This window comes from Mycoplasmopsis anatis, assembly GCF_900660655.1.
Classification (GTDB): Bacteria; Bacillota_I; Bacilli_A; order Mycoplasmatales; family Metamycoplasmataceae; genus Mycoplasmopsis; species Mycoplasmopsis anatis.
Genome location: NZ_LR215035.1, coordinates 522533 through 548647 on the forward strand (window position 1 = coordinate 522533; position 26115 = coordinate 548647).

At 26.2% G+C, this 26115-nt stretch carries 18 protein-coding genes, 2 tRNA genes and 1 pseudogene; 4 read left to right on the forward strand and 17 right to left on the reverse strand.

Annotation, left to right across the window (positions count from 1 at the left end; genetic code table 4):
* Positions 1-2 precede the first annotated feature (2 nt).
* From EXC66_RS02220 to dcm, 11 genes and pseudogenes are all read right to left on the reverse strand, one after another.
* Positions 3-1040 carry an ABC transporter permease gene (locus EXC66_RS02220; protein ID WP_006886746.1) on the reverse strand — a complete coding sequence of 346 codons (1038 nt, stop codon included), beginning with the start codon at positions 1038-1040 and terminating at the stop codon, positions 3-5.
* 2 nt (positions 1041-1042) lie between these two features.
* Positions 1043-4141, reverse strand: coding sequence for an ABC transporter substrate-binding protein (locus tag EXC66_RS02225; RefSeq protein WP_006886747.1), 3099 nt, complete (start codon positions 4139-4141; stop codon positions 1043-1045).
* Between the two features lie 9 nt (positions 4142-4150).
* A complete protein-coding gene (locus tag EXC66_RS02230; RefSeq protein WP_006886748.1) occupies positions 4151-9547 on the reverse strand; it encodes a PDxFFG protein in 5397 nt (1798 codons plus the stop codon).
* Positions 9548-9674: 127 nt separating this feature from the next.
* A tRNA-Leu gene (locus EXC66_RS02235) sits at positions 9675-9758 on the reverse strand.
* An 18-nt stretch (positions 9759-9776) separates the two neighbouring features.
* Positions 9777-10274, reverse strand: a complete 498-nt coding sequence (locus tag EXC66_RS02240; protein WP_006886749.1) for a dUTP diphosphatase — start codon at positions 10272-10274, stop codon at positions 9777-9779.
* 713 nt (positions 10275-10987) lie between these two features.
* Positions 10988-11254 (reverse strand): annotated as a pseudogene (locus EXC66_RS04540) (IS30 family transposase); the annotation flags it as partial.
* Between the two features lie 870 nt (positions 11255-12124).
* Positions 12125-13786, reverse strand: a complete 1662-nt coding sequence (locus EXC66_RS02250; protein ID WP_112579085.1) for an IS1634 family transposase — start codon at positions 13784-13786, stop codon at positions 12125-12127.
* A gap of 151 nt (positions 13787-13937) precedes the next feature.
* A complete protein-coding gene (locus EXC66_RS04545; protein WP_465100954.1) occupies positions 13938-14096 on the reverse strand; it encodes a BspA family leucine-rich repeat surface protein in 159 nt (52 codons plus the stop codon).
* A gap of 15 nt (positions 14097-14111) precedes the next feature.
* A complete protein-coding gene (locus tag EXC66_RS04440) occupies positions 14112-14384 on the reverse strand; it encodes a BspA family leucine-rich repeat surface protein (protein ID WP_006886475.1) in 273 nt (90 codons plus the stop codon).
* 24 nt (positions 14385-14408) lie between these two features.
* Positions 14409-17237, reverse strand: coding sequence for a DUF262 domain-containing protein (locus tag EXC66_RS02260; RefSeq protein ID WP_006886476.1), 2829 nt, complete (start codon positions 17235-17237; stop codon positions 14409-14411).
* Complete coding sequence (gene dcm, locus EXC66_RS02265; RefSeq protein WP_006886477.1) at positions 17227-18465, reverse strand: DNA (cytosine-5-)-methyltransferase; 1239 nt, start codon at positions 18463-18465, stop codon at positions 17227-17229. The genes EXC66_RS02260 and dcm overlap by 11 nt, the downstream gene beginning before the upstream one ends.
* Positions 18466-18768: 303 nt before the next feature.
* Here dcm and EXC66_RS04320 point away from each other — a divergent pair, with 303 nt between their 5' ends.
* From EXC66_RS04320 to EXC66_RS04325, 4 genes are all read left to right on the forward strand, one after another.
* On the forward strand, positions 18769-18912 hold the full coding sequence (locus tag EXC66_RS04320) for a hypothetical protein (RefSeq protein WP_165166782.1): 144 nt from the start codon (positions 18769-18771) through the stop codon (positions 18910-18912).
* A 37-nt stretch (positions 18913-18949) separates the two neighbouring features.
* A complete protein-coding gene (locus EXC66_RS02270) occupies positions 18950-19144 on the forward strand; it encodes a hypothetical protein (protein WP_129622352.1) in 195 nt (64 codons plus the stop codon).
* A 32-nt stretch (positions 19145-19176) separates the two neighbouring features.
* Entirely contained in the window at positions 19177-19980 is an 804-nt protein-coding gene (locus EXC66_RS02275) for a DDE-type integrase/transposase/recombinase (RefSeq protein WP_129622354.1), read from the forward strand.
* A gap of 35 nt (positions 19981-20015) precedes the next feature.
* Positions 20016-20097 (forward strand) — tRNA-Leu (locus tag EXC66_RS04325).
* A 24-nt stretch (positions 20098-20121) separates the two neighbouring features.
* Here EXC66_RS04325 and EXC66_RS02280 read toward each other — a convergent pair.
* The 6 genes from EXC66_RS02280 to EXC66_RS02305 all read right to left on the reverse strand — a co-directional run bounded on the left by EXC66_RS02280 (position 20122) and on the right by EXC66_RS02305 (position 25967).
* Positions 20122-20787 carry a SprT-like domain-containing protein gene (locus EXC66_RS02280; protein ID WP_006886305.1) on the reverse strand — a complete coding sequence of 222 codons (666 nt, stop codon included), beginning with the start codon at positions 20785-20787 and terminating at the stop codon, positions 20122-20124.
* Positions 20788-20994: 207 nt separating this feature from the next.
* Complete coding sequence (locus tag EXC66_RS02285; RefSeq protein WP_129622357.1) at positions 20995-21741, reverse strand: IS30 family transposase; 747 nt, start codon at positions 21739-21741, stop codon at positions 20995-20997.
* A gap of 34 nt (positions 21742-21775) precedes the next feature.
* Positions 21776-22177: a hypothetical protein gene (locus tag EXC66_RS02290; RefSeq protein WP_129622359.1), complete on the reverse strand. Its 402-nt coding sequence runs from the start codon at positions 22175-22177 to the stop codon at positions 21776-21778.
* A 92-nt stretch (positions 22178-22269) separates the two neighbouring features.
* On the reverse strand, positions 22270-23799 hold the full coding sequence (locus EXC66_RS02295) for a DUF31 family putative serine protease (protein WP_006886308.1): 1530 nt from the start codon (positions 23797-23799) through the stop codon (positions 22270-22272).
* Positions 23789-25333, reverse strand: coding sequence for a hypothetical protein (locus EXC66_RS02300; RefSeq protein WP_006886309.1), 1545 nt, complete (start codon positions 25331-25333; stop codon positions 23789-23791). The genes EXC66_RS02295 and EXC66_RS02300 overlap by 11 nt, the downstream gene beginning before the upstream one ends.
* A 301-nt stretch (positions 25334-25634) precedes the next feature.
* The gene (locus EXC66_RS02305; RefSeq protein ID WP_006886310.1) at positions 25635-25967 is read right to left on the reverse strand and encodes a hypothetical protein; all 333 of its coding nucleotides are present in this window, start codon (positions 25965-25967) and stop codon (positions 25635-25637) included.
* Positions 25968-26115: the final 148 nt, after the last annotated feature.

Genomic DNA, 26115 nt, shown 5'->3' on the forward strand with positions numbered 1-26115 from the left:
AACTATTTACCTCTTCTTCTAATTCTTGGGTCAATAACTTCATAAAGAATATCACGAGTTGCATATGAAAGAATTGTAAGAATTGCGAACATAACTATCAAGAATAAAATTACATTATAATCCTTGGTTTGAATTGCTTGAAGAAGTGTTGCACCTGAACCTGAAATAAAGAATATTTGCTCAATAAAAATACTTCCGATAAATGAACCAAAGATAACAGCTGGAAAGAATGTTGCGATTGGGAAAAGAGAAGGTTTTAAAGCATGTTTTCAAACAAAACGATTCTTGCTTAAACCTTTTAAGTATGCAAATTTAGCATGTACTGAATTTAATTCACGGTTTAATTCAGTTCTAATATATTTGATATAAACAATGATACTTCCAAGCGAGAGAGCAAATCCAGGTAAGATGTAAGTTATAAAATCTTTATCATTAAAGATATATGGTAAACCAACTAATCTTCCAACAAAAACTAAAACTAAAGCAAAGATAATTGATGGAACAGATGAGAAAATAGAAACTAGCACAGTTGAGATTCTATCTACCATTCCATTAGGGTTTTTACCAACTCAAATACCAATACTAATACCAATAACAACTGTTAAAAATACTGATCAAATACCAACTAGGAATGATTTATAAAACCTCTCTCAAATAAAATCGTTTATTTCTCTAGCGGGAAAAAGTGATAAAGAAACTCCAAAATTTCCTTTAAATAAGTTGCCTAAATACATAAAATAACGTTGAATAATTGGTAAATTAAGTCCGTATTTAGATTCAATAGCTTCTTTTGCTTCTTGATCTAAACCAGCAGTAATTGTATTAGAACCTGGAACAGCATTAATTAAGAAGAATGTAATTGATACAACAATAACTCCAATAATGAAGAACTCAACAATAATTTTAATAAATTTAAATAATATGTTTAATAATGGCGAGTCGATTGCTACTAATTTCTGTTTCAAACTAAGTTCTTCAGTTCTTTTATTTGTGAAGAAAATTAGATTTTGATCAATCTTATTTCTTTTGTTTAGTTTCATTATTAACCATCCTTTCTTCTTGGCAATCCACTGCGTGGTGGGTTAGTATAATCATATGCATATTGTAGTGCAAAACGATAAAGTGAGTCTACACCACCAACTTTAGTAATTTCTCAGTTTGTATCAACTTCCATTAAAGGTATTACTGGAGCAGCATCACGAACAATTTTTTCAATCGAACCAATAAATGTGTAAATTTGAGCCTGATCTCATCCTTCGCTGTTTTCCTCATTGGTTAAGTTACCTGAGAAGAATGCATTGAGTCTTGAAGTGTACTCTGAAAGAGTTTCATCATTTCTTTGATAACTTAAATCAATGAATTTTCTTCAGTAATCAGGAATTTGTTTTCCTGAGACTGATTGTTTAACTTGATTAAAGTTAAGTCTTTCCCTAGTATCAGTAGTTAACTCTACAATTTTTTCAATACCAAATTTATTGAATATGTATTCGTTGAACGCTTTTGCAATTTTTAGGTTTGTTAACCCAGAGATATTATCAAGTTTAAGCGAATCTTTGTTAAGAATTATTGATATGTATAGAATTAAATTCGAAACATATTCATTTGTAAATAAGTTTGAGTAATCGACATATTTTTCTTTTAGAATTTGAGTAATTTCTTTAGATTTGGTTTGACTAAATTCTGTTAAAAGTAATTTATTTTTAGTTCTGCCAGGTCTTTGAATTAAGTTTATTCATTCCGAATTACTTTCAATAATTTCTCTTATTCTGTTAATATCTTTAGTTAAAACTTCAATTTTTGTTAATGTTTTATTAGTCTCTGGATTTACTAATTTTTCCAACACTAAATTAGAAATGTAATCTGCATAAATGAATGAACCTACAGGGTTATCTTTAAATGCGATATTTTTTTGCCCTAAAGAATCAATCTCATCACGTTTAAAGAATGCACCAATATAATCAGAAGGTCCGTTTCCACCAATTCTGTCATAGTTTTGGTAGATAATGTCATATTTACCTGTTTCAATAAAGCTTACAAAAGTATTTTCAGGTAAACTTTTTAACTCAATATTAATATATCCGTTAAAGGCAGCATTTAATTTTTCTTTAAGGAATTGACCTGCTTTTTTCTGCTCATCAGTTGAATTATTTAGGAATGTTAAAGTTATCCCTTTTAAATCTGGGTGTTTAGCCTTAAATCTATCTAAATAATATCTAGCAGTTTCTAAATCATATGCGATATCTTTACGTTGAGTTTTTTCAAAGTTAAACGCTTTTGAAAGGTGAATTACATATTCGTAATTTTGCAAGTCAAAAGTTTTGTTATTTTTAGCATTTGATGTTAAACCATTAAAGAACATTTCAAGGTTTTTTCCATCAAAAGATTTATATTGGCCATAAGCAGTTCAGGTATTAACTGGGAATGAGAAATCTCAACCTACATATTTAAGGATATCTTCACGATCAATAGCAAAATAAATAGCATTACGTAAATCTTGATCTTGAACATAACCATTTGTATTAGTTTCATTATCTAAATTAAAACCATAAGCAATTGTTCCATAACCTTGGTTTTTATTCAAATATTGTTTAAATAATGGATCAGATCAGTAACCAGTAATTTTATTTGCTGGTATAAATGTTTGAGAGATAATTCCATCTTCAAAAAATGTCGCATTAATATTCTTATCAGTTGAGAATAAAATTTTAATTTTATTCGATATTGTATTCGAAGCATCAAAGTAGTCTTTATCTTTTACTAAATCAATATATCCTTGAGGTCCAAGTACAATATCATCTATTAAAAATGGTCCAGTAGTTAAGAATTTTTTAGGATCTGAACCATATTTTTCAATTCCTTCACCTTGAGTTTCAACATAAGCACGATTGATTGGATAAAGGTTTGAAAGAATTGTAAAAAGTAAATATGAAAGATCAGGAGTTTTATTCTCATCAAAAATTGCTGTAAAACCAAATTGATTGTAACTTAAAGTTTTAATTTTACTTTCAATTCGATTATTATTAAACTCAAATTTTTGATATGGGTTAACATATTGATTTTTAATTAATTTAATTTGTACTTGTTTAGCATCTTTAGTGAGCAGTATAAAATCTTGAACATCTAAATTTGGATTAAAATTTGGATTTAAATGTAGTGATTTTGCAATTTCTTCATTGCTAAAATCTAAAAAATACTGCCCTGTATAAAAACCGAATTTTAATGCTGCTTGTTTTATTTTTTCAATTGCATCTAAATCAATTGGATTACCATTTGAATCACTAACTTGACTTTTTCATGGGATATCGTTAGGATCTTGAATATATCTTCCTAGTTCGTTGTTATAAATATATTTTCTACGACCTCAAGGGTTTTTATATGAAGTATTAAATAATTTACTATACTCTCTCTGAGCCGCAAGAAATTCATCAGCGGCTCTGAAGCTATATTTAACAATAGTATCTAATTTTTGCGAACCTGTATTTAAGTCTAAAATGTACTCTAGATAATCTCTAAGATCTGAAGCATTAACATAATCACCATTACTTCATTTGTTTTTGTACTCATTTAAATTCCCTGTGATCGCCATGTAATTATTTTGATTTTTTGGGTTTCTAAATGCATACATAGAAGCACTTTTTTTAACATCAGAACCGATTGTAGGAGCTCCTAAACCACCAACGATTGAAAAGTTATCTACTGCATATCATTGACCTAGAACATTACCATAACCATCTTCAGTTTCTAATTTTGAATTTAGTTTTTTGTAATAATCATCAAAATTTGAAGACTGATCTGCTTCGATTACATCCATCATAACAAAGTTGAATTGATTAGTAGGAATTACACTTTTAAGTTGTGCATTTGGTCCTGATTTTAGGTATGAGTCAACTAATGAAGGAAGTACTTTATCCATTGATTTATAACGAATATAGTTTAGATTATTAATAGGTTCTGTGGCTAAACCAAAATCATATTTAATAAATGATGAATTTTTAGAAGTGTTAATTCCATAAATTTCTTTAAGTTTATCTAACTCAGTTTTTTTATTATCATTACATGAAACAAGTGTAGCAAGAGAACTAAATATAGTTACACTACCGATTGCTAATAATGGTCATTTTCATTTAATATTTTTTTTCACTTAGTCCTCCTATATATTAAATTGATGATTTACCGAAATGATAACTTTACCGGTTTTTTCTTTATCTTTGTTTAATTCATTACTGATGTAAATTGGTGCTTGTGATGAATCTTTACCATTTTCAGATAAGCTAGATATATCTCCTAAATTAAGTTGAGTCACTACTTGATTGTTTTCATCAACAAATTCCATGTAATATGAATGTTTTGGTAAAAGTAATGCATCTCTATATTTGGCCATAATTGCATAATCACTGATTCATGTAGAATATCCTAAATCATGAAGAGTTACTTTAGATGAAGCATCATTTTGCTTTTGTAAATAGAAAATATTATTTGTTGAATTAATATTTACATTAACATATTTAATTTCATTAGTATTAACATCAGTAAATTTAATTTTCTTAATCTTATCTGCGTATTTATTTTCGATAAATCCATACATTGCAACAGCATCATAATCTTTATTTCTAAATACCCCAGCGATATTTCTGTTTCCAACTCCATAGTTCATTAATTGAGAAATAAAGAACGCTTTAGGTCTACTTGTAATTTTTTCGCCGTTAAAATCTTTTAGTCTGATAGTCTCATCGATAACTTCGTTAAGATTTTCATCATATAATTCCATTCCGATTTTTTCTTTTTGTCATCTATCTTTAAAGAAACCATTTGATTTACTTATAAAGTTACCAAAGTATGAAGATTCTCTTGATTCTACACTAGACATTTTTTGTCCACTAAAAATCTCTGGATTTTTGAGATCTTTGATTATTTCATCTCTAACAACTTGAGTTTTTTCAAACTTCTCACCTATTACAGAAACCATCTTTAGTGCATACTCGTCCTTAAGATTATTTAACTCTTTATATTTAGGATCTCTTAGATATGGTTGTCCTTCATGCTCTTTTTCGAATTTTTCAATTTCTTCTTTAAGACGTTCTCACTCTGCACGATATTCTAAATATTTAGTATTATATTCTGTAAAAATTTTAATAACTAACTCATTGTTGTAGTAATCATCTAGTTTTGAAGATATTAAGGCATCATAAATTGCTCTATTAGTCTTGGCATGATCTAAAAGGCGATCATTTCAAAAACTTAATTTAGTAGCATCAACAACATAATCAAGACCAGTTGTTGCCTCATTAATTCCGTTTAAGAAACTTGGTAAATTACCAAAATTATTTGTGTTAGCAATATAAGTTGTTTGAACATAATCACGAGTTAGAGTTTCTGCTAATGAATAAATATAGTCAGTGAATTTATCATTTAATAACGGTTCAATTCTAGTTGCATTGTATTGTGTTACATCAACTGTAGGAGTTCCATTTGAGAAGTTTGTTGTAATAATTGAGTCATAAGTAATATTACCTAGACCTAAATCTTTGAAAAATACACTATTTCCGATAAATGTATATAAATCTCATGTATCAACATTAACAACATATTTAGAATCTTCAGTTACTTTAAGAACATAATCATAAATAGCTTGTTGAAGGGTTTCAACATCAAATTTGTATTTAGTTTTCTCATTAATTAATTCTTTGTTATCAACATAACCTTCGCTGAATTGAGGTTCTAAAATATCAATTCCATACTCTTTAGAGAAGATCGCTTCATGTGAAATTAAATCTGTTGCAGGATTAAAATCAACTACACTTAAGAATAAATTACTATGTCTGAAACGGTACATTAATTCGTTAGCAATATTTTGTTCACTACTTAAAATCAATTCAATTTTTGATGAATTTGTATCATTTTTTGTTGCTAATAAAGCATTTTTAAATGTTTCAAAATCAAATTTACTCTTTACATAGTTAATATCTCAGTTGTATGATACAGTTTTATCTTCGTTAATTACTTTAATTGCTTTCTTATAATCTATTGAAGTGTAAGCAAATAACTCTTCAAGAGTGTTAAATGTTAGTCCTTTTCTTGTTCTGTTTTCAGTTTTATTATTTATAACATCTTTGAGATAACGTTTATTAAACGATTCAAAAAGATTGTCGATAATACCTGAATAAGAACGACTGAATGGATTTATAACAATTGCTTGCAATTTGTTAGTTTGTTTATTTGCGAAGATATCTTCATAATCAATTCCAGGAATTAAATATCCGTTAGAATCTACATACGAAAGTAATTTAGATGATACAAATGAGTTAGGGTTATTGGTTAAAATTGACTTGTCATTGAAACCAAAATAGTTTGCTAAATTTGTTTGTAATGAGTAACTAAATTTTCCATAAGGAGTACGTTCAGCAAAGTCTTTTAAATTATTCAATATGTTAGCATTTGCATCATAAGAACTTTTTAAAAATTCTGAATCTGACACATATGGTGTTGTATATTTAGACTTAACTTTATAACTACTTCCTGAATTTTCAACAAAAGCTAATCTAACTCCTACACCCGAGGATTCATGAACACTTCCTCATTGTGATGTTTGTCTACTGCTGTTAAAGATGTTTTCGGCTTCACTATAAGCATCCCCACTTAAAGCTAAATTATGATAAGTATTTCTAGTGATTCCATTATTTGTTTGTTCTAAAAAGTTTGTTTTAGGATCAAATTCATATAATTGATTTCTATAAACTAAATTTCTTTTATAAACTGGGTTTGATAACTCGCCACTAAGAGTTCTTAATGATACCTTTGTCTTACCACCAAGAGAGGTATTTGAATTATTTCAGCCGCTTTCGTAGTATCTTGTGTAAATTAGCTGTTGGAAAATCTTTGTTATCTCAGCAACAAGAGCATTTACTTCAGCTATTTCATCACTAGTTAATTCCTCATTTAATGGAATTGAAATTGCTGGTGTATTGTCTTTATTTAACAAGTTAACTTTAGTAACAATTTTAGTTTTAGGATCATTATTTAATCATTCAACCACTTTTATTGAAATTGTATTTTGTTCCTCATTAACTTCAAGAATACCTTCTAATGAATTACCCATTCCATCAGTGATATATCTAGCAATATTTGCAGCTTTAACATTACCTACTTTAAATGTTGTATTTCCATTTTCATCTAACTCTTTAACAAAAACTTTAGCTTCACCTTCAATATAAGGATTTAAGGTTCCTGAATCAGAATCAAATGAGTTAGCTATAAATAAATCACCTAAATTTACACCTCTTAATTTAGCAGCTTTTTCAAGTCCTTCAAAGTTTTGCAAGAAACGTCTTTCTGGATTGTCAATTACATTACCTACTTCATCATTTTGCTTATTTGTTCCTCAAATGTCTGCATAACTTTCAACAGCGATTGAACCACCAGATTTGATGTACTTAAATCTAGTAAATTCACCAGTTTCACTAACTATACCTGATGTATTTATTCTGTCAAAGTCTAGGTTTGTTCTTGCATATAAATAATTTCTTAAAGCATAAGCTGAATAATATGATGAGTCTGATGCTCCACCACGAGTTGAAAGTCCACCAATTAGAACAGCATTATTTGGTGAATCTCAAGCTTGTCCTTTTTCAAGCGTATAATGGTGACCATATTCATGAGTAGCAACATATTTTAAGAAGTCTGTTGAAATACCTTCATAATTAGGTATCGAAGCTGACAATAATAGAGGAAGACCAATTCTGTCTTGGTCACTAAACCCTTTATAATTTCCCTCTTCAATAAAATATTCAAAAAATCCTTTATCATTTAATTTTTTAACTACATGTGGTCCAGTTCTATCTTTTAATAAGTGAGGATATTTTTTGGCCATAACATCAAAAAGTCCTGCATATGCTTCATTATAGATTTGGAATTTTCTAGCAGCTAAACCTTTAATAGGATTTCCGTTTTGATCCACTAAAGTTGTATCTTCTGAAGAAGCCGATACAGCTATTGGATTAATTGAGCCATTATAACCGATTGCAGATTTAATTTGATCAAATTGTTCTCTTATGTTCTTATTATTTTCAATATCTTTGATATCAAAGATAATTCAACGGATTTCATTATCATTTGATTTTAATTTAAAATTAATTTTTTGTGCAGAACCAAATTCATTTCTGTCAATTCTAATTTCTTCAACTGTATAATTTTGAATTCTATTTTTTAGGTTTTCTTCGAGATTATTATAATCAGCAAATTCTTTTAGTGAATTTATAGCTTCAATTCTATTTCTGAAAAATCTAATATTTTCTGAAGTATTTGAAGGAGTATAAATAGTTAGAGTTTCTTTTTCAAATTCATGTACATCATAAAAATCATAGAAATGTTCAATTGTATTATTTACAGTTGTTCTAAAAGTGTTGTAAGAAATTATATTTTTATCATTTGATACACCAGGTTTAAGAGTGTATTGATAGTATCTTCTAGAATCTGTTAAACTTTTATCTTCAAAAATTACATTTAATGCTTCAACTTTATCGTTTACAACAGAAACCTCTTTTACAGTCATTAGTTTAAAATCAGCTTTTGTTATGTTGCTTGCAGTAGGATCTGTTTGAGATAATTTGTTTATTAAACTATTAAACTCTTCATCTGAAATATCGGAATTAACTACTATAAAATCACTTAATGATCTAACTGAATTTAATTCATTGGGTCTAGAATTTCTAGAAAGCATTACTAAAAACTCTTTACCTATTAATCTTTCTGGAATTGTGACACCTAAATAAGAAGAACTATTAATAAGTCCTTCTCTGGCATTTTTGATCGAAGTAGCTAGAGGAATATTACTTAAAAATTCATTAACCTTTTCCAATGACTCTGGGTTACTAAAGGTTGAATATGTTAATGAGTCGTTAGCATTTCCTGAACCACTTAAAATTGAGTAAATTGGCATTGAACCAAAGAAAGCGTCAGGGAAGAATTTTATTTCACTTGACTCCTTATGTAATGTTGAGTGTGAACCTAAAGTAATTGCATTACCATTTTGTTCAACTCCGGGTACAATTCTAAATGAATTAAGTGTTAATAAATCAGGCCCTCATGAAACATTATCTATGAATCATTTAGTAAATTCAATAAATTGTTTAGGATTCACAGCTAAAACATATTCATCATAGAAACTAAAACTTCCATATTTAACTTCCAATATAAAACTTTCATTGTAAATTTGGTAATAAATATTGAAAAATTCATCAAAAGTATATTTTTTACTTGGATTAGATTCGAATCAGAACTCGGTGTAATCTTCACTAACTTTACCCACAACTGTTTCTTTAAGTGGATCAAGAATAGTTAGTTCTGGTTTTAGTTCTCCGTTAACTCTAAAGGATGAATAATCATTAACCAGTTTATTTTTAGGTATACTTGAATATGTTCCATTCACTTCATCTGAGTTATTTGCATAGATAAACATTCCTGATATAGCTATAGCTGAACCAGCAGTTAAAACTCCAAATGAAGTAAGAATTTTTTTCTTTAACGATATTGTCTTACTTTTTTTACTCATATATTTCCTTCTTTATCGCTATATTTAATTAATTTATTTTAAATTATAATAGAAAAGCTATATATACATAGCAATTAAAAGAATTTTTATAACGTATTTTTAAAAATAAAAAAACGCGTAAGCGTTATGGTGCCTAAGACAGGACTTGAACCTGCACGGATTTCTCCAGTGGATTTTGAGTCCACAGCGTCTACCATTCCACCACTTAGGCGTGTAAAATTATTATACACTAATAATTCGTTTTTATTCTCTCATGATTTTTTTTATTTTTAATTTCGTATCATTTTGCTATTTCATTTTCTTCTAAACCATAAAGTTCAGCAAGTCCCAAAACCAATTCAAATATATTTAATAATTTTTCTTCATTAATTTTATTATTTGCCTGCGAAATAGCACTAAAAGTCTCTATCAATTGTTCATTTATGTCATTACTAATAATCTTAGAATTAATTGTTGTTGGTAGATTATAGTCATTACCAAACGACACCAAAAAATGAATTAAATCAGCGAATTCTTCACATATAAAGTCCCTATTTAAGTTTCTTGTTTTCTTTCAGTACTTAAATGTTTCTATCTCATTTGCAAATTCTCCTAATTCAACCATTAGAGCAATTAATTTTCTTTTTTCTAAGTCGTTTTTTGTAAAATTCGGATTCAAATCTAGTGCTTTTTGAGTAAGTTCTTTATCTAATTCTAATTGTTTATTAAATATATCTGTAAAATTCATGAATTAATTATACACAAAATAAATAAAAATAACCCCAAATTAGAGTTATTTATATTTGTATTTGCCATTCTTAAAATCATTTAAATAATTTTTTAAAATAAATGTATCTTTATCTAGATGAATTTCACTAAATGATTTTAAATATCAATTCTTTTGATTACTATAACACCAAAAATTAAGGGTGGTGGAAAAAATGTGTGGAGAAATTATTATTTAGATTTTGCTCGATCGTTATATATTGATTTTATCGAAGTAAAAAATAAATTAAATGTCAATTTATAAATTAATTCTTAATCCTTTTTTAAATCTTGAAGTGCAAATGCTTATCTTAACAAGATTTTATATTAAAATTGGTAGATTTTTTGTGAAAATAAGCTCCGCAGCGCTTGAAAAGATCAGTCCGTTAGGACGTTTCCTTATAAATTTTTAAAAAGAAAAGCCAGAGCGACGACTGAGCCTATAAAAATGAACTACATTAGAGATGTGGTTTAATAACGAAAAAAATCAAAAGCCTCTCCACTGCGTTTGAGTGGAAAGCTGATCAATAAAATAATTATGTAAAACATATTGTGGTTGAAATTGTGATATATGTAGTAAAAGACCACATTTTATTATTCAAGATTAGGTAATAGATCTAGTAAAATCATTTCTATATTTAACTCTTGTTTAGCCTTTTCTCTAGAAGATTTAAAACCAAAAATTTTTCTTGGCATATTGTTTATTTCATCTTGAAGCTCTTGAACTTCTTCATCATTTAGTTCCGTAAAATCAAATCCTTTTTTAAATTTTCTACGAATTAGTCCATTTAAATGTTCATTCGAACCTCTCTGAAATGAACAATATGGTTGTGCTTTATAAATTAATAAGTCATTTTTATAGATTGCTAATCTTAAGGTATGGAATTCAAATTTATTATCTGAAGTTATTGAAAAAAATGGAAATGGATAATCCTTAATTATTTCATTCAGCGCCTTGTTTATCTCAAATCAAAATTTGCTAGTGACCTTTTTATAATGGTAAAACGTGTTTTTCTTTCTGTTAAAGTTAGCAAGTTATGATATCCTTTTCATTTTCTTCTGATAACTAAGTCAATTTCTCAATAACCCCATTTTTCTATAGTTTCTATACTTTTAGGTCGCATAGGTATAGGAAAACAAACTTATTACCATGAGTTAATCTAATCTTATAATCAATCTTTCTTTTACTATTCTTAACATAGCACTTTCTTAAACAGTTTTTCATTTTCTGGACTCAAATATTTAATTTAATCCACTCGTAAATAGTTCCAAAAGAATAACCTTTTTTACCTGTTTTTTCTTGATAAAGTTTAAGAGTAGCTTGAAAACACCATGATAATTTTCATAGCGTTCCGCAAAGAAATCATTAAATTCTTTATCTACAAAAGCATTATGATTTATTGAATAGCATTTTCTAATTTTTGTTTTTTTATTAGCGTATGCAGCATCATATTCACTGTAGATATTAGAATTTCGTTTAACTTCTTTAGAGATTGCTTACAGATCTTTTTAACATTTGTGCAATTTCTTTAATGTTTTGGAAATGGAGTTGATTTGAATAATTAATCTTTCTTCTGGTTTTAATTGTGTATAATTTATATAACTCATTTCAAAATTTAGGGTTAAAAGAGGAACATGCGTTTGATTTTAGTTAGTTTCTCTTTTTTATTTTAAAATAATTTAAACTAAAAAGCACAAACACAAATATGTTTGAACTTGAAAGTATAATCAATGAAAAAATATCGCATTATAATTTACGATATTTCCTGTGTTTCCCACTTAGTAGCATAAATAAAAAACTATCAAACACTAATTTGTTTGGTAGTTATTTTTTTATTTTGTAATCTCATTAAAAGCAAATTTAATAAGATTAAAATCTTCTCAAGATTGCTCTGTAATGTTATTTTTAATCTCTAAAGTTTCAATTAATTTTCCATCAAAATATTTTTCTGTTTCTTTAACATCTCTCATAATTGAGATTATTTTTTCGACAGTAAATTTATCATCTCCAGAAAGTCCTGTAAATTTGTTTATTTGATAAACTAAGAATTTGATCATCACTAGACTTAAAAATGAAAGACAAATATAACCTTTAATATGATTTCAAGTTGAAAGATACATTGGTCTAAGGGATAAATTTCCTTTAAGAACCCTAAAATTCTCTTCTGCTTGTCATTGCTTTGAATACAATGAAACTATATCACTTTCCTTTAGATCAAATCTATTTGTTTCGTAAATATAGTATCCATCGTATTTTTGATCTTCCTCAATTTTTTCTATATCTAAAATATAATAAGCTTTATTTTCAATCGCTTTAAAGAATCTATATTTTTTGTTAGCTGTCATATTTTCAAATGAAACTTGACCTTTTTCGTTTGCTATTTTATTAAAATTATCAATTAATTGTTCACGATCTTTTCTGTCTTTTAACGCTCTTTTTGAACTAAATGTAATTATTTGTTTTCTATAATTCCCATTATTTCTACCATTTTTATATGTCGAAACAATTTCTCTACTTTTGAATAACATCCCATTTTCTTTTTTATATCCATCTTCATTTATTACATATTCCTTGAATGCTTTACTTGAAGATTTAAGTCTATATGAAATGATGTAATTTAGTTTTTTGTCTTCTAAAAATCTTATGTTTTTATTAACACTCATCCCTTTGTCTGCGATTATTGTTACATTCTTAATTTCATATGTTTTAAGTAATTCTAAAACAAATGGTATAAATGTTTTTGAGTCAGCTGTATTTCCAGGGAAAACTTTGTAATGTAATGGTATTCCATTAGAATCTGTTACTAAACCGATTACAATTTGGTCTTCTTTGAATTTTCCATCTTTTGAAAATCCTGGTTTTTTAAAGCCTTTTCTATCGAATGTCTCGAAATACGATGTTGTTGAATCATATCATACAATCGAAATATCTCTTTTGTATGTTTCAACAATTTTATTATTTACATTCTTTAGTATTTGTTCTTGATTTAATGCTATATAATCGAGAGATCTATAAAATGAATTTTTCTTAAAACTATCTTTATTGTGTTTTAAAGATTCTTTATATGTAGCAAATACACTTATGGGATTAGTTATTTTTTGGTAAATTTGTTGAACAACAATTGTATTAAGACTAATTGATTTTGTATCGGTGCAATTTTCAAATATGTTAAAGTAATCGACCATATTTTTTATCAATTCAATACCCTTATATTTTTCATAAACTTCAGATTTTTTAACATTTTTTTGCTTAATCTTTTTATCAATTATTTCAATAATTTTCTCCTTTGTTCAGCTTAAAGGAATATCTCTTATGATTTCTTGAATTATTTTTACTGAGTTTGGTTGAAATGTGTCAAACTCTTCCTCATAACCAATTCCAAATCTTGTCTCATATCTCGAACTATCCAATCTTCTATATCCTATCGAGATATAAGTCCCTTTATTTCTTTTTGACCTAGAAATAATTCAATTTCTCTTATTTGTCTTTTTCATACCCTATATTATATCACATTAGTAGCATAATAGTATAAAATTTTATATTTATAAATAAATATAAATGAAAAAAAATCCTACATTTTCCACATTAAGTGGGAAATGCAGGAAAAATATCGCATTATAATTTACGATATTTTTTTGATATTATCTATTTTTCTATTCGTGCTTGAGTTAAACTTATGCATCCAGAAAACATATCGGTCATCTCTTTGACTTTTGAAGTATTAAAGTTTAAAGGCTGGTTAAAGTTTTGACAATTTGAAAACATATAGGACATGTCAGTAACGTTTGAGGTGTCAAAGTTTAAGGGTTGGTTGAAGTTTTAGCAACCAGAAAACATTCCGTACATATCTGTAACGTTTGAGGTGTCAAAGTTTAAGGGTTGGTTGAAGTTTTGGCAACCATAAAACATGTTGAACATGGTTGTAACGTTTGAGGTATCTCATTTTTCTATTCCATTATAATTCTTTCGTTTGATATTTACAAACAATCTAGACATATCTGTAATTAGCTCGGTATTGATTTCACCTAAGTAAATTTCTTCATTTTTAATTAATTCTCTTAATTCTTCCTTAGTTGTTGGCTTAAATTTCATATTTTCTCCTTTTTTATATATATTTTAAAGATAATACATATTTCATAATATATTTAATATTCTTTCTTCTCTTCGATTTATTTGCATAACATCAAATTGATCGATTTTATTTGTATCTTTATCATTAGAATGTTTTGAATTTTTAATAAAATAACTTATATCTATTAAAATCTCATTTTTATTATAGTTTTTATTAGCACTCTGATCGTCATCATAATATACAATAATTTCAGGAATAACCTTTTCTCATGCATATTTAAGGCCTTTCAATGTGCAATTATAATCACTAGTATTAACTACATTAAGTTTATCTTTTAGTTCTTTTTTACCAGCGCTTGAATTTAATGATTTTTCTAAAATAGTTCCGTTACCAATTGATTCAACCAAAATACGCTCTTCATCACTCTTAGAATTTCAAAAATTACTTTTCTTAGCTTGTATATGCTCATAAGTAGGATTGTTTTCATAAATTGAATTTATATTTTTTAGTATATTCTTTAGTCCTATAACATCTTGCGCTTGCATTGTTCTGAGAAAATATGTAATGTTAAATAATAACTCCAATTTATCTTTATTTGTGCTAGATAGAATTTTTTTATTTATTTTTTCTTGCATTAAATTATATTTTAATGCTTGATTAATTGTATCGTAAGATGCATTTTTGAAAATATTCAACTCGAATAATTTGCCTCTAAAGGATTCTAGAGAATCCAATCTATCGCTTTTAATGTCTTCAGCTATTTTATTTAACTTTCATTGAATAGATTGTCCGCCAAAAAATGAAGTTTTTCAAATAAAATTGAATCTTTGAATTTCGAATAATCAACTTATTAATTCTTCTAAATTATTTGACTTGTTTTTAATACAAAAACGCTTGATGATTTGATAAATTAAGTAAGTGAAAACTGTTCTTCTTCCACCTTGAGATATTGAAAAAATGTAATGAAAGATTATTTTTAATGTTTCCACATCAATTAAACTAGAATCCAATTCTTCTAAAATTTCAACATAGTTGTTAATTTTTTCATTTTTATCACTTTTAATTTTCTTAGCATTGATAAGATTGTAAATTTTAGATAAATACAAAATTTCATCAATCTTCTCTTTAGGAGATTTTTCTGTATTTTCATCTAATAAATGACTAAAAGCTTTATAAGAAGGTGAAATTTTAGAATCCATTAAATCATCGATTTGTCTTTTACTATATCCTTTCTCCAATAGTACAAATGTTATAAAATGTTCGAGTTTATCTTTATCAACTTCATTTGAATTATTCTTTCTAAAATAATTGAAAAAGTCTTCATCAATTTTTTTTAATTCTTTATTAATCCTTTCTTCATTTTGTAAATTCATCCCTTCTCTCAAATAAGAATAGAACAAGGATTTTAGTAAATCAATATCATTTAGTTTTACACCCAATGTATTCAATTTTTCAAAATAAGAATAACCATTGATATTAGGTAAAACTATTAACGCTAATTTCACATGAAACAAAAACGAATTGACAAATTCTTCAAACTCATCCATATTATTATCGTAATTAGTCTTTATTCAGTTATATATTTCAATAAGATTGTTTCTTAATAAATTATCTTTATTATTATTTTTGTCCATTTCTGGATCCAAATCAATGATTTTATTAAATTGCTCATAAGAACAGGAATCGCTTAAGTTTTTAAATTTTTCAGTAATCACTCGTGAATGCGTTCCGAACATTTTGTTAAATAAATCAGGTATTTTCTTAAACTCTTCTTTTTCTATATCAATGTTATTTACATAATATATGTAAATAGCGAAAGATATCAATAATAATGTAGTAGTTCTTTGTTGTCCATCGATAATTGAATAAGAATTTTCATAGGTGTCATGTGAAAAAATAATAATCGAAATAAAGTGCTCCTTTTTATCTACTTTAATATTTTTTATGTCATCCAATAATACCTTAATAATATTGAAATCTCAAACATAATTTCTTTGGTAAATAGGTACATTAATAGTGCTAATATTAACAAAACTACGTTCGAAATAATCATGAACATTAAGATTTTTAACTTCAACATTTTGAATGTTAGATTTTTGTTTAAAATCATTTACATTAAATTTTCAATTTATTTTTGATAAAGAATCTATTTTTGCTCTTAAATTAGAACTAAAAATTTCTTTTTTTGCTTCATATGTTTTATTCAATGAAGCAAGTACTAACAAATTAGTAGCACTATTTTTAATTCTTTCAACAATATCAGTGTAATTCTCGTCCTTAAAATCTATCTTTAGGCTTCAAAATCTATTTTTACCATCAAAATAGTTAAAACTTCCCAAAGAAAGTACCTTATCTTTAAAATTCAAACTATCTATATTATTATCCATTAATAAACTAAAAGTTGTAGAGTATTCGTCCAGCCATACCATGTCAATATCCGAAGAATTATCTTCGCATTTATATTGTAAAAATGAATAGAACTCATTAATTTTGGAGTTTCATGTTTCTAATAAATGTTTATCAAATGACAATTTAATTTTTTCTGTTTCATCTTCATTTGAAATTTTTATTATTTTTTCAGATATATAAAGTTCATCTTTTTCCTCATAAATCAATTCAAAATAGAGACAACATTTTTTAAATTGGTCAAAGGTTGCGGGACTACTTTTACTTAACCATTTTTTTAAATCTTCACTAACTACTCTTTTTTCGGCTTTATTCTTTGAATAAATTAATCTATTAATTTCTTTAGAATTAATGTATTCTGTCAATAATTGATAAAACTTATCATTTATATAAAAATTTAAGGATGTTCCTATAATATGATATTTAAAATAATCATTATTTTTTATTATTGAAATATTATTTTTCATTATTTAATTCCTCAATTCTTGCTATGGTTTCGAAAATATCTTCAAGCACATTTACATCTATTGAATTACCAGCCATGAGATAAAGTTGGTTGTGATTTATTACATTTTGTTCTATAAATGGTTTTATTAAATCAAAATCCTTATCTTCAAATCCCATGATTTTGAATGCTTCTCTTGGAGTGATAAAACGATGTTGTAATTTATTTTTTACATTATTCTCAAAATAAATAACTCCAACATTAGGATTACGATCTTGTTTAGTTGTTAAAGTATTAATGCGATATGAGTTCTTTTCTGCTAAAACTAAATCTGATAAACACTTGTTATCTTCGATCATTTTATATCGACTTGGGGTATCTGGTATCAATGCTTCTAAAGCCTCATCAGGGTGCTTTTTGTTTGTAATATCTAATATTTCTTTATACTGTTTTTCGAGATTATTTTTAGTAGTATTATTTTTAATGCTTCGTACATAATAAGCAAATTCAATATCATTATTAAATGGAGTTTTAAGATCTTTTAATACACTTAATGCAAAAACTCTTTCCCTTTTTTGTAGGGAGTTATGATGATTGGCATTAAAAACTCCTGTAAATGTTTTGTATCCATGTTCTTCCAATTTTTGAATTCACTTTTGATATTCGTTTTTATACTTCGTTACTAACATCTTGACATTTTCTAGCAATAAATATTTAGGTTTTTCTTGCGCTTCAGCAAGTATTCGATCTATTTCTCATACTAAATGACTTGTTGAATTTTGATTCATTATACCTAATGAACGACCCATATTTGCAGCACTTAGTCCTTGGCATGGAAATGAATATGTCAATAGATCTATTTTTAGTTTACTTAATGTTTTCCCGCTAAATTCCTTGATGTTTGAGTAATTATTGGAAAGCAAGTTGGCTGCAACTAAATAATTTAATACTTGAATATTCTTTGGAATTTTTTTAGATATCCTTTTTGAATCTATTGAAAAATCATTAGATTTTCAATACTTTATTTTGTCTTCTAAAATGTCCATGTTATATTTTTTCAATATTTCATTTACATTGTCGACAGTTAAATTATGATGTATTACAGAGTAAGCAATATTAGCGCTTACATATCAATCGCTAATTCCCACAACTTTAAACTTAGTATTGTAATTTTTTTTATTTATTTTTTTAATTGATTTATGTTGAGCACCTATACCTGCAAAAGCTTCAAAAACTCTTATTTTAGGCATAACTAAATATGCGTTCGATTAAACGCAATTGTTTTCTAATATTATTTTTCTTAATTATGCTTTTGCAATATATATATATATATATATATATATATATATAAAAAACGTATAGCCTATGTTTTTAGTATAAATTAGCATATATTAATTATATACTGTATGCGTTTTTTCTGACAAAAATAAGTATAAACTTACACGCACGATCGATAAATATATATTCTCAAATAAAAATTAATAAAAAACAGAAACTAAACTAGGACACAAAAAGTTGACAAATAAATGTCAACTTTTTTTATTGGAGGAAATATGGGAAAACATTTATCTTCCAATCATTGATTCGAACTCATCAATGATTGGAATAATGGATTATCTAGAGAGATAATCCTTGAAAAATATATTAATTTTTCTGGGTACTGAAAGTTAAAAGCCAACGGGAAAGAACTTTTTTAGAACGTTAAAATATAGAGCAAAAGTTTATAATAAAGGTATGGAATACATTTTAACAAGCAAAAAACATCCTAGTGAGATGAAGAAACGTGGAAGACCCAGAAAAGAAAATAAAGATCAAGAAATTGATTGAAGTGATTTTAAGAGAGAAGAATTGATAGAAATTGCTAAAAGATATGTTGAGATAACTAAAGACATGCCTAAAAGAGAGAAAACAAAAGAATCAAAGCATTAACTAAAACACCAATTACTAAAATTTCTAAATTATTGAAGATTTCAAGACAATCTATTTATAATACAAGAAAAAGAGATTGTTCAACTAAAAAATGAAATTCTACAATACCTGAAAAATATAGAAAAGAGATTTTAGAAGCTAGAAGAAAACATAAAAATGCAGGCAGAGCTAAATTATCAAAAATCATGCAAAATGACTTTAATATAGTATTAAATGAAAGAACTTTAGGCAGATTTCTTAGCAAAAACAACTTAAATTCACAAATAAGAAAGCGTAGAAGAACAAAAGAAATAAAAGATATTAATTACATAGGAGAAGACTTAGTTAAAAGAGATTATAACGATTCTCAAAATCTCAACATTAAGTGTACTGATATAACATACTTGCCTGCTACAAAAGATGCAATCCAAAACCACGTTTATCTTTCTGTGATTATTGATCATAGATCTAAATTAGTTGAATCATTTCAACTATCTTTTTACAATGATCTTGACTTAGTTATGGATAATTTAAATAAAAATAATTTTAATAATAAAACTTTTATAGTTCATTCGGACCATGGATTTCAATATACAAACGAAAGATTTATAGATAAAGTCAAATCATTGAATGAAAGAACTTCATACTCAAGAATTGGTAATAGTCTGGATAATAGAGAAGCAGAATATTGGTTCTCGGTGTTGAAAACTGAATTCATTAGAGATTTGAATGTAAGAAATTTAACGTTAAAAATGTTAAATGATGAAATAAAAAAATTCATAAATTATTATAATAATGAAAGAATGCAATCAAATTTAAATTGAAAAACACCAAAGCAATTTGCAATGATGTCTTAAAATAATTTTTTGTCAACTTTCGTTGTCCTAGTTTATGCCGAGTGGTGAAATTGGCAGACATGCTAGGTTAAGGATCTAGTGGAGCGATCCGTGCAAGTTCAAATCATGTCTTGGCACCATAAACGCTAGATTTTTTTTTTGCTAGCAAAAAATAGTTCTCTCCAATTTGTTATTAATTTCATAATAATTGGGAAAAAGTTCTAGTAGTTTTGAATAAAAAACTTCATCATGATTACTTTTAGGGGTATAAAAATGTGCGATTTCATGATACACAACAGAATAAATTGCTTCAATATCATAATGACATAATTTTTTGCTAAATTCTATTTTTTTATTAAATCAAATTTTGCCGTAGGTTGATTTTCATTTATGATTAATAAAAATATCGTATTTATTTAGTTCTTGATCACCAAATTCAAGTATTTTCACTTTAATTAGTTCTAAGAGTTTTTCGATTGCAAAATTTTCTAAAACATCATAAATCTTTTCTTCATTTTTACAAGTTAAAACTTCGTTATATTCATTTCTTATTGAGATTATTTTTAATTGTGGAATGTATTTATAATAAATTTTTTTACCTAAAATAACAATATATTCGTTAGTAAATTTTTTATAATATTCTTTTTCTTGGTAGTGTTTTACAAATTTTTTGAATTGCTTAATTTGGTTATATTCCTTAATTAATTCTTCGTTGTAATATATATCAACAATATTATTGTTTTTGCTACATGAATAGATAATTGTTTTTCGTTCAACATCATGTAAGTTTACTATCGTTTGTAATCTATCTAAATTATCGTATCACATATTATTATTATACTGAAAAGATTTAGTGCGTTAAATAAAAATTTAAATTAATAAAAAGTTGTAAAGTGGAAAAGTCATGCGAGTATTATTTTTATTTAAAGATCTTGAAGTACGATAGTGCTTCAATATTTATAATTATATTGCTTTTTTATATAAAAAAGCACACCAAAAGAATCGGTCATGACCGATTTTAAATTTTTTTCAATATTATTTTGAGATAAGTAATAAATATTCGTTAATTCTATTGATTATTATTTGAATTTTTTCTTCTGAAAATTTGTTCATCGAAATTCCTTTAGCGATGTATCTTCTAATATGTCTGTGAATATTCTCTATAGAACCTTTTTGATATGAGCAATATGTATCACATTTGTATAAATTATTTTGATTAATAACTTCGTGCAGCAACACATTCTCGGAGCCGTTGTCAATTGTTAAAGTTTTGATTTTTAATGCATTATTTTTAATAATTTTAATCAATGCTTCCTTAACCGCTAATGAAGTCTTTAGCGACCTAACTGAATAAAGTCTTCTAGATTTTCTATCTAAGAGAGTAACTAAACAATACTTGTCCTCACGTTTACCAATAACTGTATCAAGTTCATAATGACCTTCCGTAGTTCTATTGTTAGCTTCCTCAGGTCTTTGATGAATCGGAATTGCATTTTTAAGAGAACTTTTTTGAGTTTTAAGAGTTCTCTTTCGGTATTTTCCTACCGAAAGAAATTGTAAAATATCTATAGATAATGAAAACTCATTTGACTTTAAGCACTTATATACAGTGCTTGTCGTAGGACAAGGACTATTAGAGTAATGTTTTTTAAATTTATTAACAATCGCTTTTGTAGAAACTTTTATAGCTCTTTTTGTAAAGTCCTTACTAAATCGATTTTTTCTAAAATAGTTTACTTCATCATTTCAAAATCTAACAAAATCTTTTCATTTGTTTTGGATAGTTTTTGAGTGAAGTCTAGTTCTTTTTGACTTATTAAGATATTAAATGTTTAGCCAATAAATTAAAATCTATGTAGTTGACATAATTGATGTAGTGATTGCAACTATGACAGATTTTTTTGAATTTCTTTACAAAATCACCCTTATCAGTTGTTGAAATTTTCAACAACCTCTTAATAGTTTTTGGTTGAAATCTTACAATGTTAGAAACTTGAGAAATAGTTTTATTTTGTAACATTAACCTTAAACATTCATTAAAATGAAGAATACTCATTTGATTTTCTTTCAAAAGTCTTGTTTTTATGACTTGCGAATGCAATAACCTAATTTCTTCATCAGAATTCTTTATCAAATAATGATTGTTAGGAAGATGTTTTTGTTTAGTTTTTATACACGCAACTTTTTCAAGAGAATTTTTAATATTTGCTATAATCATATTGGGTCCTTTCTTATTTTTTTGCACAATATTATTTTACTAAAAGACCCAATAAATAAAAACAGTCATGCGCTAATGGTCGCATGACTTTTCTATTTTGCATATTTATATTTGTATTTGCCATTCTTAAAATCATTTAAATAATTTTTTGAAATAAATGTATCTTTATCTGGATGAATTTCACTAAATGATTTTAAATATCAATTCTTTTGATTACTATAACCACCAAAAATTAAGTTATATCCTTCGATTATAAAGTCATCATAAAGAGTATAGTTAATATCTTTTTCATTAATGAATTTTTTAAATCTATCAATCTCACTTCATCATAATGGTATTCATAAGCCCATTTGGTCATCATAATCAGCATATTTTATAATTGGATATTCTCCAATATAAGCCAGCGAACCACTACTTCCAGCTCCATAAGCTGTATTATTTATCCCTATAGCTGTTGAAATATCAACAAATTTTTTATCTTTGATATTAATTATACTTTCATTATTTGTTAAAAATCTGTTATAGATAAAAGGTTTTTTAAGTTGTTTATTTTCTTCAAAATTTCATGACAAGTATGATTGTAATCCTTCTAAAACCTTAACTTTATTTTCTTCTTCATATAAAAATGTATCGCTAGCTTTTAATTTTTGAAACTTATATTGATTAGAATAAGGAAAATACGAATCTAATGGGAGATAATTTAAATCATTATATCTGTAATGACTAAAATCTATTCAATCGATTCTAGTAAATTTTTTGGCTTGTTCGGCATTATCGAATTTTACTTCAACAATCGCTAAATCAATAAATTCTTCTAAATCATCTTCGTAATTCTCAACATGAAGCTTTTCCTTAAACTTATTAAGATTGCTATCGAATATATCAAAACCCATAAACACAACTTTAGGAGTTTGAGTTATTTTATCGGTGTATAATCTGTTATATAGAGTAAATTTTGAATCTTGTTTTGCTTTTGTAAAGAATGATTGATATTTATAATAATTATTAGAATTTCAATAATTGTTTAATGTATGTATATTTGTTAACATATATCATGTTAATGGATAATCTTCGTTGTTATTTATTAAGTAATCGATAAATACTCCGTTTGCACTAGAAGTATATTCGCCATTATCCACTGTAAACATAACTTGATTTTTTCTATATTTATTATATTCACCAGATAAACCATTTTCAAAAGTTATTTCGTTTTCCAATAAACTAATTCTTGATTTTTTTAATCCTTTAATGATCAAAATAGCTTTTTCTTTTTCTTTACTAAAAAAACCTTTAGGTATTAATAAACCTAAAATAGCACAACCTTGTGAATCGTAGGGTCTTACCATCGATAATTCTACATCTTGCGAAAATTCAATTAATTCGTTTAAGTTGTTTTTATTAATTTCTGAAGGTAATGTATTTTGAATTTTTTCTTCATTTCGTTTATATTTAATTGGAAATTCTGCTAAATAACCTTTTTTATTAGGTAAAGTGCCAAAACTATCTTGAGGATATTTTTTGGGTAAATTTGTAACTATTCCGTAAGTAATACCAACTATAGAAGAAACCCCTATTACACTAAATAGAATGATATTTGATTTTTTTAAACGCTTATTTTTCATATATATCCTTTATTTTATGTCCGAAGTTAAACTCATTACCAGGTGAAAGTCATTCTCAATATTTCGAAGGTATTTTAGCAGGATCTGGATAGTCCATCATTTGTTTAGCTATATATAAATCCGGAAATGAAAATCATCTATCCGTAACCATCCAAACTATTCCATGATTAAAATACTCTGACTTTCTAGCGGCTATTTTAATCATTTCTTTTCTATTATTTTTTCATTGAAATTCTCAATCATTTAATCCATGATCGTGCATATTTTCATAAATTGTAAATCCGTTTCTTTGAGGGATTATATTAATTAAAGCATCAGTAATTAAAAATAAAGTTGCAGCAATTTGAGCTGGTGGGAATGATATACCTGAAATTAATAAAGAAGATGCAAGAACTCTCATAGTACTTAAGAACATCTTATTTACATCTTTAAGATTTAGGTGATTGTGTGCAAATAAATCCTTGTTAAAATCTATAAAACTTATGTTAAATTTTATAGCTTCTATTGCAATCGAGAGGTAAGTTAATGATTTTAGTGTATTTTGTACTCACTTTGTATTAGAAATAAAATTTTTTATTGCTGAAATGTTATTTTTTAACATTTCAGATTTAAAATCAACTAGAGAATCTTGCAGTATTTTCATATCCTTAAAAACTTCTGAAGATAATATTTCATTTGATGCCTTTGAAGTTTGTTCTAAGAATTTGCCAATTTTGTCTACTATACCACTAGCTTCAGTAAGTGTTTTTGCATTAGATAAACTTCTTAAATAATTAATTAAATTTTTTGTTTTAGAAACGAATTTAACGCTATTAGTATATTTTTTAAAGTCTTTTTGAAAAAATTTAATTGCTCTTTCTATTCAATTTGAGCGTTCTTCAACTTTTTCGATTCAGGCATCAAAATTTAATAAATCTTCCGTTTCTATGTCAGTATTTATTTCTTCCATATTTTCACTTGCTAAATTAAAAACTTCACTCAGTACTCTTTGATTGTCCCACATGAAATAGGTTCAGTCAGTACCTCAAGTTGAGTCAAAAGTGTATCCTCCATTAAGTCCAACAACCATAACTGGATAACCCTTAAAATAAACATTAGTATTTTCACTTAATTGTAAATAATCATTACTACTTTTGCTTGTTCCATAATCAATAGTTTTATCAGTTCTTAAAACTTGCCTTTTATTTTTCAATATAAACTTATTTAAAACTTCATAACTTAAAACTAATGATTCTTCATCATTTAATTTTAATTCTGAAATTTTTTTACTAATATTTGAATATGAATCATCATAATTTAATTTTTTAATAAAATCATCAACTTCAGAGTTATTTTTTAGTTTTTCAAAAATGTTAGACACTTTTTTATCTCCTAGTTTTTCCACTGATTTTTTTGTTTCTTCGGGGTATCTAATCCAATTTAATATTGTAATTTTGTTACCTTGGTCTGACAAAAAAGTAGTTGAAATTGATAAATTGCAAGCTAATGTTAATGAAGATAATGCGATGGGTAATACATTTTTTTTAAATTTCATTCTATAACTCCTATCAAATATTTATATTGATTTTATCATATAAATACAGGACAAACAAAATAAATAAGACTTAATATAAAAGTTTAAATTACTAATTTTAAATATTAAATATCATTAGAATACAAATTTAAAATTTTTCTTACAGGCAATCGGCGAATTTAATAAATCAATAAGGGTAATTTAGTGACTAATTAAGGATGTGAAACAATAAAAAACAGTCTTAAAAATTATTTAATGAAGGGTATATTAAAAGACATGGAAAGCTAAGTCAATTTTTTATATTAAAAAATAGCAATATATGCTATTTTAAACAACTGTTTTTTGAATCACAACTGCAATCATCACATTTGCAATCTTTTTTAACATCACAACCAGCTACTAAATCACATTCTTTTTTACATTTGTCATCACATGACTTACAGTCTTGATTGGGGTCGCAACATTCTTTTAAGTTACAATTTTTTTCGCAATATGACTTTGTTGAACAATTAGACATTTTAGTTTCGCATGTTTTTTCTTTGTCTTTTAAGTCAACATTTTTGTTGCAAGATGTTTTGCTTGCACAAACTTTATCTTTTGTACAAGCTGTTTGAGTATCACAAGTTGTTTTTTCTTTATTAGATTTACAATTCATATTAATATTTTTAATTCCTTTCGAAATTATTATAATGCTTTTTTTATTATTTTTTACAAAAAATCAATTTTTTATCAAAATTTTAGTGTTTTTACAACTTTTTTGTTTTTGCTAAATTATTTTTAAAAAAATAAGCCAACTAAAACTG